The 11522-nt window shown below is 57.5% G+C and carries 8 protein-coding genes, 1 tRNA gene and 1 pseudogene; 2 read left to right on the top strand and 8 right to left on the bottom strand.

The window, feature by feature from the left end:
• Positions 1–452 precede the first annotated feature (452 nt).
• The 3 genes from H5U08_RS02860 to H5U08_RS02850 form a co-directional block, all read right to left on the bottom strand.
• Entirely contained in the window at positions 453–1085 is a 633-nt protein-coding gene (locus H5U08_RS02860) for an RHS repeat-associated core domain-containing protein (RefSeq protein WP_297029877.1), read from the bottom strand.
• Between the two features lie 57 nt (positions 1086–1142).
• Positions 1143–1463, bottom strand: coding sequence for a hypothetical protein (locus H5U08_RS02855; RefSeq protein WP_297029875.1), 321 nt, complete (start codon positions 1461–1463; stop codon positions 1143–1145).
• Between the two features lie 289 nt (positions 1464–1752).
• Positions 1753–2676 carry an RHS repeat-associated core domain-containing protein gene (locus H5U08_RS02850; RefSeq protein WP_297029873.1) on the bottom strand — a complete coding sequence of 308 codons (924 nt, stop codon included), beginning with the start codon at positions 2674–2676 and terminating at the stop codon, positions 1753–1755.
• A 348-nt stretch (positions 2677–3024) separates the two neighbouring features.
• Here H5U08_RS02850 and H5U08_RS19795 point away from each other — a divergent pair.
• A pseudogene (locus tag H5U08_RS19795) lies at positions 3025–3207 on the top strand (hypothetical protein); the annotation flags it as partial.
• A gap of 31 nt (positions 3208–3238) precedes the next feature.
• Here H5U08_RS19795 and H5U08_RS02845 read toward each other — a convergent pair.
• From H5U08_RS02845 to H5U08_RS02830, 4 genes are all read right to left on the bottom strand, one after another.
• A tRNA-Leu gene (locus tag H5U08_RS02845) sits at positions 3239–3323 on the bottom strand.
• Positions 3324–3489: 166 nt separating this feature from the next.
• Positions 3490–5073, bottom strand: coding sequence for a 2-isopropylmalate synthase (locus H5U08_RS02840; protein ID WP_297029870.1), 1584 nt, complete (start codon positions 5071–5073; stop codon positions 3490–3492).
• 961 nt (positions 5074–6034) lie between these two features.
• Positions 6035–7306 carry a serine--tRNA ligase gene (serS, locus tag H5U08_RS02835; protein ID WP_297029868.1) on the bottom strand — a complete coding sequence of 424 codons (1272 nt, stop codon included), beginning with the start codon at positions 7304–7306 and terminating at the stop codon, positions 6035–6037.
• Between the two features lie 115 nt (positions 7307–7421).
• A complete protein-coding gene (locus tag H5U08_RS02830) occupies positions 7422–8810 on the bottom strand; it encodes a dipeptidase (RefSeq protein WP_297029866.1) in 1389 nt (462 codons plus the stop codon).
• A 145-nt stretch (positions 8811–8955) separates the two neighbouring features.
• Between H5U08_RS02830 and H5U08_RS02825 the strand changes: the two genes are divergently transcribed.
• Positions 8956–9315, top strand: coding sequence for an ATP-dependent Clp protease adaptor ClpS (locus H5U08_RS02825; protein ID WP_297029864.1), 360 nt, complete (start codon positions 8956–8958; stop codon positions 9313–9315).
• A 49-nt stretch (positions 9316–9364) separates the two neighbouring features.
• Here H5U08_RS02825 and H5U08_RS02820 read toward each other — a convergent pair.
• The coding region (locus tag H5U08_RS02820) for a DUF3488 and transglutaminase-like domain-containing protein (protein WP_297029861.1) at positions 9365–11522 on the bottom strand (2158 nt) is incomplete at its 5' end.

Below are 11522 nucleotides of genomic sequence, written 5' to 3'. Positions count from 1 at the left end.
CTGTCCAGTCAATTATGCCGCTGTAGTACTCCTTCTCTTTCTATCAACAGTTGTAACCCCTCAGATTATAATGCCGTTACCCAGGAATTGTGCAGAGGTTCCTTTACAGGCTCGAACACAGGCATGGGCTGCGTTCAGGAGTAGCCGTGCTTCCGCGTCTTCCGTCATTGAAGGGCCTCCAGGTAGCAATCCTCAATAGCTCTGCTTCAGGAGCTGTCTCAGATAATCGATCTGATAACGAAAAATCCAGGTCTCTTTCGTGTCGACACCTTGACGATACGGCTGCGCGAGGTGTTTTCTCAAGGTCTTCTCTAATGATCTTAGCTCCTGACACCATCGGGCGTACGATGCTTTGAGCATTTTATTACGCCATTTATCCAAGTGCTCGATAGTATTGATCGCGGACTTCAATTGTTGAAGCGAATTCCGGACCTTTGGATCGGCAACGTATTTTAAGATGTCGTCAAGCGTGTCCCGCGCAATATCCCACCGCCCCTTGCGAATTGCCTCCCATAAAGCTCGAGAAGGACTGTCCGTGTCCCTGGGCATGCCGATGAGGCGTGATGGATCCCTTTGCAAAACTCCAATGTCCCCACATACCGATACAAATTCCCGTCCCCACCAGCGAAGCCGATGGGATCCTCGCTCAGCCAGCGGCCAACCGAAGCATCGTACCAGCGGTTGAGGTTGTTTTGAAGTTCGGTGTCACTATCGAATGGTCTACCCGTGAATAAAAAGAGACTATTACCGACTAATAACGGCCAGTTATCAGGGTAGAGGATGTCCCCTGTCGCCGGATTACTCTCCGACGTCACCCGGCCAATGGCGTCATAGATGAGGTGGTTGACCACGATCGTCGCCCCTTGCCTCCGCCACATCTGGGTTGTCGGGTCTTGCGACCACCCTGCCAAGCGTTTGTGCCGGAGCTGGCAATATCCCGGATCGTGCCTAACGGTAATATCCCAAACGGTATTCAGTTGGTCCGTCCAGTGTGCCGTTAACGTGTTTAAGTGGTCCGGCAGCGTCCACTGTACAAGGTCGGGTGTGCCGCCGTCAACTGTCTCGTTGCCAAGAAGTTTGGTCACATCGAACGCATGGTCGTTTTCAAACAGTCAGGCAAATGTGTCTATCTCGCCATGCCCTTATTGCGGGAGTTTCTCGTCACGTGCACTGCGCCGGAGAATTCGTATCGGCGCAGAAAGGCTATCATCGTTGAGCAAGAGGCCAAAATACAGGTTTTGTTCGAACTCAAACTCGCGAGGTAGTGCAACCGTCGCTCTCCTCCATTCCTCAGGAACCTGGTTAGCGACTTCCTCATCAAAAGTGATCAAGAGGACTCCCAGACGCATTGCTGATTCAACACTGAGGTCCTTGACTGCCCGCAAAGCCCCCTCCTCGTAAAATCTCACCGAGTAGGCTGTGCCTGCGTCCACCCACTCCAACCGCATTCTGCTCTTGACCATTTTGGGATCTGACTCAGAGCGAGAGAGAAAATAAACCCCTGCGATACTCGCATCATCAAGTGTCAGCCATGCAATATCTAAGGAAAATGCATCATCGGAGTTTAGAACGCGTGAGGGACGCATGATTGCCCATAACAGAACGGGCTGTCGAAGAGCTTGCGAGCCACCAGCCTTAAGAGACTCACGAGCCCTGAAACACGCAGGTAGTACCTCTGGATCAAAGACGGACTCACCCCGGAGGATACCGTCCAAAATGCTCACTGTATGCTCCACTTTTGCGTGATCACGCTTACCAAGGTCGCATCCAGTCACGAGAGTCATCAATAGGGCCAGGGGCCAGAACACGCTGAATCGCATCACGAAGCTCCTCCCATGTCGGTCCTCTGCCATAAGGGGGATAGCCGTAAAATCCGGGAATAACGTTTGCGCCCTCCGGTGCGCGAACGGGTACCTCCTTCCGATGCGTAACGAACTCATAGCCCTTGACTATCGGCCAAACACAGCAGGGTTCACAAGATTCAAACTCCACAATGAGCCAAACGATATAACCCCGCCTCATGTACACGTGGTTTGGTGCGCCCGTTACACCGGAGTATGCAGACGAAGCTATCTCTGCAATAGCGTTTACCAATGCTTCTAATGCCTCCTTGGTTCCGAGGAGAGCAGCCGTTGCTACATCGCCGAATGCTTGAATATACCCCAGTGCCTCGAGATTCCGCTCTATGGATTCTGCGGCTCTCTCTTGTGAGGGGCTCTGGCCCGCGGTGACGGCAATATCCACGACACGCTTGTTATATTGGTTCGCATACTTCGGTATCGGCGGCTGACACTCGCCGCAGAAAAGACCAAGCGAATCTGGATATCGCAACACATCGTTGAACACATACCGATACAAATTCCCATCCCCGGCAGCGAAGCCCACCGGATCCTCGCTCAGCCAGCGGCCGACCGAAGCATCGTACCAGCGGTTGAGGTTGTTTTGAAGTTGGGTATCACTATCGAACGGTCTACCCGTGAATAAGAAGAGACTATCGATCGTCGGATTACTCTCCGACGTCACCTTGCCGAAGGCGTCGTAGATGAGATGGTTGACCACGGTGGTCATGTTGCTGCCCGGATCGTACTTGGCAATATCCCGGACCGTGTTCAGGTGGTCCGTCAAGGTCCACTGTACGGTTTCATCAGCCCCATTGTCAACATTTTCCTCGGCCAACTCATCCCCACTTTGTCTGGGGCCCGGGAAAGGCCTGCAAACCTCGGCAAAGTCTTAAGAAACTGAGATTCAGCGCGGAAAACCCTGCCTGTCACGTTCGCATTCGGAGGGACCCGCTTGTCGGGTCCGATGAATACCGACCAATGCCCCATCGCTTCCCCCGGGCACGACAAGCGTGCCCCTCCAAAACACACCGCGGAAAGACATGCTCATCGGGTCTGCCATTCGACGCTCGGTGGCCGATTCCCTTTCACCGGGGACTGAAGTCCCGCGCGGAAAGCGGGGCTAAAGCCCCGGACTCCAAATGCGGAGAGACCTGGTCGTCAGGTCCACTCTTCAAGGTCCGATCATCCATTCCTATTGACCGGGCACGAGAACGCAACCAACGACGGGGCCGCCCTCCGTGAATGGGCTTGCCAATTCCCGGGCTGCAATTGGGCGATCGTGACGGGCGAGGGCGTTTTCGTTCTGCGGCTCTTTCTGATTGATCTATTTTCAACCGCGCTTATCACCCCCTGCGAAGAGAGTTGACACCGCCGACGGCTTCCGTCAGCTTGCCGACTAGCCGAGGCGGGATTCGAACCCGCACGGGGATAACTCCCCACAGGATTTTAAGTCCTGTGCGTCTACCATTCCGCCACTCGGCCCCGGCCTCAATCGGCCGTCGACGCGCTACGAACTATGCGAAAATCTCGAAATCGACATCCATGTGCGGAAACCGTTCGGATTTCGACAGGCTCTAAACTGTCCGCCGGGACAACCGGCAGCCCGTTCTCGGCGGCTGTGCGTTCTGGCAACCGTGCCATATCATCGTCAACCGGCAGGCTTAACGGCTGTCGCCTTCTCGGGCTGGTGATTTTTCGCCAGGATCCGGTTGATCGCATTCAGAAACGCCTTGGCGCTGGCCTCCAGGCTATCCGTGGAAACTCCGCGACCTCGGTAGATGTCGCCATTATACTCCACCTGCACCTGGACCTCACCCAGGGCGTCCTTTCCGACGGTCACGCTGTGGACATGAAAATCCCGACAGGCCACAGAAATCCCCGTGAGTTTTTCGATGGCCAGAAAGACGGCATCCACGGGACCGTCGCCTGCACTGAGAGTGACCGTGCGGACTTCGTTGTCGGCCCGGCGCAACGTCATAGTTACCTCGGGAACCCGCTGTGTGCCCACTGTGAGCGAGTACGATTCAAGGGTCCAGGTATCCGGCACAACGCGCGTCTGCTGCTCGATGAGGGCCGCCAGATCGCCATCGTAAACCTCTTTCTTTTTGTCGGCCAGGATTTTGAATTCCTGGAAGACCCGGTCGAGTTGCTCCGGCGTCAATTCGTAACCCAGGGCTTTGGCCCGCGCTGCCAATGCCGCGCGACCGCTGTGTTTGCCCAGTACGAGGTCGCTTCGGGAGAAGCCGACGTCCTCCGGTCGCATGATTTCGTACGTTCGCGGCTCTTTGAGAATGCCGTCCTGATGAATTCCCGCTTCGTGCGCGAACGCGTTTTGTCCGACGATGGCCTTGTTTCGCTGGACCACCATTCCCGTGATCCCGGCCACCAGGCGGCTGGTGGGAACCAATCGCTGGCTCACGACTCCGGTGTCTGCATGAAAAACATCCTGCCGCACACGGAGGGCCATCACAATCTCTTCCAGAGCGCAATTGCCAGCCCGTTCTCCGATCCCGTTAATCGTGCACTCCACCTGCCCGGCACCGGCTTGAATGGCGGCCAGGCTATTGGCGACGGCCATGCCGAGGTCGTCATGGCAGTGGACGCTGATGACGGCTTTATCGATATTGGGCACCCGTTCGCGGAGGGTCTTGATCAGCCGGTACATCTGCGAGGGCACAGCGTACCCAACCGTGTCCGGGATATTGACGGTGGTGGCTCCCGCATCGATCGCAGCTTCCACAACCTGACAGAGGAAATCAATTTCCGTGCGTGCGGCGTCTTCGGGCGAGAATTCCACGTTGGAACAGTATTTCGCTGCCCGGCGGACCCCCGCGACGGCCAGCTCGATGATCTGTTCCTTCGTCATCCGCAATTTGTGTTCGCGATGGATGGCGCTGGTAGCCAGGAAGACGTGAATCCTCGGCGATTCAGCCCCGCGAAGGGCTTCCCATGCCCGGTCAATATCGGCTTCGCGACAGCGGGCCAAACCACAGATCACTGGTCCGCGAATTTCCTGGGCGATGGCTTTGACGGCCTCGAAATCGCCAGGTGAGGCAATGGGGAAGCCCGCCTCGATGACGTCCACGCCCAGTTGGGCCAGGGCATGGGCAACCTCCAGTTTTTCCTGAAGGTTCATGCTGCATCCCGGCGATTGCTCGCCGTCGCGCAGTGTGGTGTCAAATATGATGATCCGTCGAGTGGTGCTCGGTTTGGGAGTTTCGTCGTCGTACATTGTCAAGTCACCCTTTCTCTTATGTGTTCACATCAGGCCGGGCTCAAGCCTTGCGGTCACAGCCAGGCTCGCCCAGCCCGGAATCTCTTTGACCCAGCAGGTTCCTGTTCCAGAAACGTCCTCTGAAAACTGCGATCCAACAAAAGGGAAGGTTTATCAAGACCTTTGAGGACGAGCGGCAGCCCGTCCAACCGAACTGACCTCGTTCAAGTGGGAAGCCGACCGATCGGTCGGCGGGCGCAACACCAACCATGCCCTCGTCGGATGAAGCCAGTGTCGGTGCGAAGTGCTGGGTCCTATCATGCGACACCTGAGTGCCATCAGTTTGCGTCCATCGGGCTCAGCTTCCGAACAGCGACTGTCGACCCGCGAGCCGTTCGGCCCACGAAAGCCGCCAGTTCGGCAAGCGGCCGCTATCAATCACTCATAGGGCGACTGTCCAGCCACACGATTCCACGTCGTGGTCAATCATCCGTAAAAAGCAAGGAACCCAGGACCTGCCGGCCCTGGGTTCATGAATTTTCGCTTTCTGCTGCGCGAACCGAAAGGCCGGCCTCAACGAGGAGGCAGTAACAACAGGCCAAGGCTAAGGTTCGCGCAAATATTCTTCATTTTCGTCAGCCCTTCGATCTACTTGCTAGATTAAATCTATTCCCGTTGTTGGACGTCGTCAAGGCCAGCCGAGCCTGACACATCCCCAGGTTGAAGAAATGTGGCTCGGCCCAGCCGGCCGTCGCAGAACCGCGTGGCGTTCACCCGCTACAACAGCTCTAACCGCAGTCAGGTAGGGGCAATCCACGAATTGCCCCGAAATACATTGCGCCCGCGGTGTCTCCTAGGTTTTTGCAAAAGTCGGGATGGATACGTCCCCAAGCTAATCTGAAGTCCCCCCACTTTGCAGGCTGACGCGATTCTCACCGCAAACAGTCGTACCGGCGTAGCGGTACCGAAAAGCGCTCATTCACCGGGGACCGATTTTCTCTAAACCGACGTAGGGGCGAAGGACGTCGGGCACGAGAACCGAACCGTCGGCCTGCTGGTAATTCTCCAAAATGGCGATGAGTGCCCGACTGATCGCGATCGCCGTGCCGTTCAACGTGTGGACGAACCGTGTGCCGCGTTCGCCTTTAATGCGATAGCGAATATCCAGACGCCGAGCCTGATAGTCGGTACAGTTGGAAGTGCTGGTGACTTCACCGAATTCTCCCCGGCCGGGCATCCAGGCCTCCAGATCGTATTTTCGATAGGCGGGCCCTCCCAGATCACCAGACGCCGTGTCAATGACCCGATAGGGAATTCCAAGTTCGTCAAAAATGCGGCACTCGATACTGCGGAAATACTCGAGCATGGGATCGCTCTGTTCCGGCAGGGTGAACGCGAACATTTCCACCTTGGTGAACTGGTGGACTCGATAAATACCGCGTGTGGCCCGTCCGTGGGCACCTGCTTCGGTCCGAAAACAGTGGCTGATGCCCGCCATTTTCAGAGGAAGCTGCTCAGCCTCGAAGATATGGCCCGCATAATAACCGCCGAGAGTGATTTCGGCCGTCGCAATCAGACTGAGATCGCTGTTTTCGATGCTGTAGATTTGGGTTTCGGGACCCCGCGGGAGAAAGCCGATGCCTTCGAGGATTTCGTTGCGCGCGAGATCCGGGGTGGTCGTGATGACGAAGCCCTCCTGACGGAGAATATCCACCGCGAACCGCTGCAGGGCCAATTCCAGCAGGACGGCCTCATTTTTCAGGAAGTAAAAGCCGTGTCCGGCCACCCGGGCCCCCGCCTCGAAATCGATAAGATCAAGTTTCTCCGCGATTTCCACATGATCTTTGACGGGAAAGTCGAACGTCCGCACAGGCCATTTACCCCGTCCCACTTCCCGCGATGCGGAAGCATCACCGATCGGTGCGTCGGGATGCGTCATGTTAGGAATTTGCTTGAGGAGTGCCGTGGCTTCTTCCTCGACGGAACGGAGCTCTTTTTCCACGGCCGCGGCCTGTTCCCGAACCTGCCGCCCCTCTTCGCGCCGGGCCTGGCGTTCCTCTTCACTGGCACATCGGGCGATGGATTTGGCAATTTGGTTGGCTTGACGGTTCAGTTCATCGAGCTTGGCCTGCAATTCCCGGCGACGTGTCTCCAGCGCTACGAAACGGTCCACATCCACACGTACGCCGCGGATTTCACAATTCCGTTTGACGGCGTCCACATTTTCCAGCACAAATCGTCGGTCGAGCATTGATTCCTTATCCTCCCGTCGCAAAGTCTTTCCTGGTGGTGTTAAAGCCCCAATCAGCACCAGCCGTTGCTCACGACTGGTCTCGAGCAGGGCCTTTCAGGGTGCGATGCCTGGCCTACGCTCGTGTGTTCGCGATTTCGCGGATCTCCTGCCAGAGATGGGCGCTGGCGAGCGTTCCGCGGTGGAAATCGGCCAGGAGGAATTTCTCGTCGGGGCCGTGCGCGTTGTCGTCATACTGCCCCCAGCCCAACAGCAAGACGTCCGCGCGGAGCCGCTCCTGAAACTTGCTGACAATGGGGATCGAGCCACCTTCCCGGGTGAACACAGGCGGATTGGGAAACGCCGCTCGAAGGGCTTTCTCGGCCGCTTTGATGAATGGACTGTCCAGCGGGGTGACGACCGCGGGTGATCCATGAAGATCAAGGAGTTGGAAACGGATCCCCGGTGGACAGAGTTCCTTCAAGCGCTTTTCAAGGAGTTCCCGCACCCGAGTTGGATGCTGCCTTGGGACCAGTCGAAAGCTGATCTTGGCTCCCGCTTCGGCGGGAATGACCGTCTTGGCGCCCTCTCCCTGATAGCCACCCCAGATTCCGCACACGTCGTAGGTAGGCCGAATCCACCGCCGCTCCAGAACGGTGTAACCGACCTCTCCCACTGCCGAGTCAACGCCCAGACTCTGCCAGAACGCCTTTTCGTCGAACGGTAACTGGCGTAACCGCTCGCGCTCTTCAGGGGTGGGGGGGTCAACGTCGTCGTAGAAGCCGGGGATATTCACGCGGCCTTCATCGTCTATCAGTCCGGCAAGCATCTGGGCCAGCGCGTTCGCGGGATTGGTGACCGTGCCGCCGAAGACCCCGGAATGCAGATCGTGGGAAGGCCCGGAGACGCGAAGCTCAAAATAGGCAATCCCTCGCAGACCATAGGTGATGGCAGGCTGATCCGGCCCAAACTGGCTGCCGTCGCTGATCACCACGCAGTCGCACGCCAGACGATCGCCTGCCTGTTCAAGAAACCGCTGGAGCACGTGGCTGCCGGTTTCCTCTTCGCCTTCGATGATGAACTTAAAGTTGACGGGCCAGCTCCCGGTGACCTGCTTCCATGCCCGCACGGACAGCATATGGGTAAGAAGCTGTCCTTTGTCATCGCTGGCACCCCTCGCGTAGATCGCCCCGTTGCGAATGGTGGGCTCGAACGGCGAACTGGTCCAAAGATGAACGTTTTCGGCCGGTTGCACGTCATAATGGCCGTAAATGAGGACGGTGGGAAGTCCGTCTTGATGGGGGGTTTCCGCCAGAATGAGGGGGTGTCCACGGTTCTCAATCGTTTCCGTTTTCAATCCCGCGTCGCGGAGGAAGCTGCCCACCCATTCCGCGGCACGACGGACGTCGCTGGCATATTTGCTGTCCGCGCTGACGCTGGGGATTCGCAAAAACTGACAGAGTCGGTCAACGGCCGCCTCTTGTTCCGATTCCAAATAGGTGAGGACCCGATCAATCTCGCGCACGGTTATGTCTCCTCGACTTTGTAGCCAGAAGAATCCTCACTATAATTTCATTAGGCAGGTTAGACCACGGGGAGCATCACGGCCAACGGGTATTGAGCCGGTCCGGAATTGGTTGCTTGCGGAAATCCTACGGAAACACACAGCCATGAGCAACCAAGAAAAGTTGGAGGGATCCGGGACGACTGTGGTCCAGGTCCGTCCGAAGAAGAAGCGTCGCAAAAAGCCGCGTATCCAGCACGTCCCGCGCTATCATGTCGTCCTCTGGAATGATGACGACCACACCTACGATTACGTCATCCGCATGCTCATGCAACTTTTCGGCTATTCTTTTACCAAGGCTTACCTGATGGCCGAGGAAGTGGACAAGACCGGCCGGTGCATTGTTCTCACCACCACCAAGGAGCATGCGGAGCTGAAACGGGACCAGATCCACGCCTTTGGCCGCGACCCGCTCGTCAAAGAGTGTCGCGGTTCGATGACGGCCACCATCGAACCGGCGGAGTAAAGCTCATGAGTAAAGCTCATTGAGCCTGAGCCGGGGCGATGCCGAGACGTTACCGCAGTTCGGGATTGTCGCTATTCCCTCTCTGATTTTTTGGACGGTTGTTTTTGCGGCGCGCGCGGAGGGCTGATCTCACCCTCTGCAACGCTTCGGCCATTTCCTCGATCTCCGTCGCCGTTGGTGCGTGATCGCCAAATCGAAATCGGTAATAGAGATCGACGATCCGCCGGGCGGACGCAGTCCAACCGTCACACGCGGACGATCCACCGGCAAGCTGAAGCTGGGCCACGCGTTCCACAAAGGCTAGGGGTGTTTCGCCGGGTAATCGCGGCGAATGAGCCCGCTGAAGCAGCCTCTGGAGCTCGCCATGCACCTGGACGATCACATGATCCCCCAGCGGTGACCAGCTCCGGCGAAACGGCAGCTTTCGGATGATCCATATCCGGCGTAAAGGATCCCGCCACAGCCAAAGCATCCCGAACGCGCCCAGGACGACAACCACCAAGCCGGCACCCACCATGCGCCACTGCGAAAACTCCACCAGGGCCCGGCGTACCGCTGCATTGGCGGATTCCACCATTTCTCGCCACCGCTCTGGACGGACAAGCGTTGCCACTCCCTCCTGCACGCGACGCCGGACCGGGCGGTAGACCTCTGCCTGCTGAGTAACCCTGTCCAGTTGCATGACGTACTTCAGCCAGAGGTAATCGAGAAACGTGTAGGTAGTCCAGAGGCGTTGCCAGAAGGTTTGGTTTGCATTCGCACGACTGGCCGACGGTGGGGTGGGATCCAGGCGAAGCCACGCCCCATATTGCCACACTTGGGAAGGCCTGTCTTGTACCAATTCCGGAGTGAGTTTGTCCGGGCTGAGATAAGCCTCCACCCAGGCATGGGCATCACGCTGCCGAGTCTGATAAAACCCGCCCAGGGTGTTGAATTCCTCCGTTTTGTAGCCGATGACGATCCGCGTGGGGATTCCCCGGCAACGAAGAAGGAGGGCCAGGGCTGTGGCGAAATACTCGCAGTGTCCCTTCCGAGTCTCAGTGAGAAAATCCACCACGGGATCAAGCTCGGGATCACGCGACACGGCCTCGGTAGAGTACTGAAACTCGCCGGAAAACGCCAGGATTTGCTCAAAATGCTTGGCGAGATGAAAATGATCGTCTTCGGGCCAGGGAGCCTCCTTGGCCCACTTGGCGGCGAGTTGTTCCAAACGATCCCACCCCCGTCTGTAATACAGCTCACGATGGACCACGAAACGCCCGCCCCACCAGTCCGGCTGGAAAATGATCCAGGGAAGCTGCAAAAAAGGGGTCAGCCGCACCGGGTCCGTGGCCGGGACAAGATCGGCCTGGCGGCCGAACTCCAAGGCTGAGGTGGTCATCTCATACGTGGCGCGGCGATTCTCTTCCGTCACCCGCAAAACGCGCGTACGCTCGGGATCGTAAAGCAGATGGGAGTCGTCCCATTTACCCGCCGGCCAGATGGCGAAAACTTCTGGACCCTGCGTTCTCTCCAGGACGATTCTTTGCAAGAAAAGCGACTGCCCCGGTCCGCGGAACAGCGGTTGGAGAGGACGAATCTCGTTCTGGACGAAGAAGGGATTGAGGGACCAGTGTTTCTCGTAGTAGACTGGGAGCGATCCGCCTCGCAGATAGAGCGGGCCCACGTAACCCAAAGGTTTTCCATCGAGTGTTGCGACCTCCACCCGCATGACAGGGGTAGGGTCATCGAGGAGATCCCCCACTTCTTCCAGGGTTACCGCAGCATCGAAACCCACCGTTCGGATAGGCGCGGGCGCAATACCCGGCCAGGGGCGGGTGCTGAGACGCGGCACAATAAAGAATACAAGACCACTGAACAGGGCGGAACTCACCACAACGCGGGCCATCCTGCCCAGCAGTCCCCAATTAATGCCTATCGGCGCACGCGGATCGGGTGGATCAGCCACCACACTGATAAAGAGCGGCCATGACTGGCTTTGCTGGGTGGTCCGAGACTCCATCTTTCGGCTGTCCTCCTGGGCCTCCCATTCGCCGAAATACGTCACCAGCAGGAGCGCCGTCAGGGCCAGAATGAGATAGACGACCAGCAATAGTCCGAAAACGACCCCGTGAAAAAAAGCGCAGGCGGAGACGACCTGAAAAGTGCTCAGCATGAGCAAATAACGGTAAATCCGCACGTCCTTTCGCTGAAACTGCAAAACGCAC

The sequence above is a fragment of the Thermogutta sp. genome, assembly GCF_014359955.1.
Classification (GTDB): domain Bacteria; phylum Planctomycetota; class Planctomycetia; order Pirellulales; family Thermoguttaceae; genus Thermogutta.
Note: the sequence above shows the minus strand (reverse complement) of the source record. Positions and strands in the feature narration are given on the sequence as shown.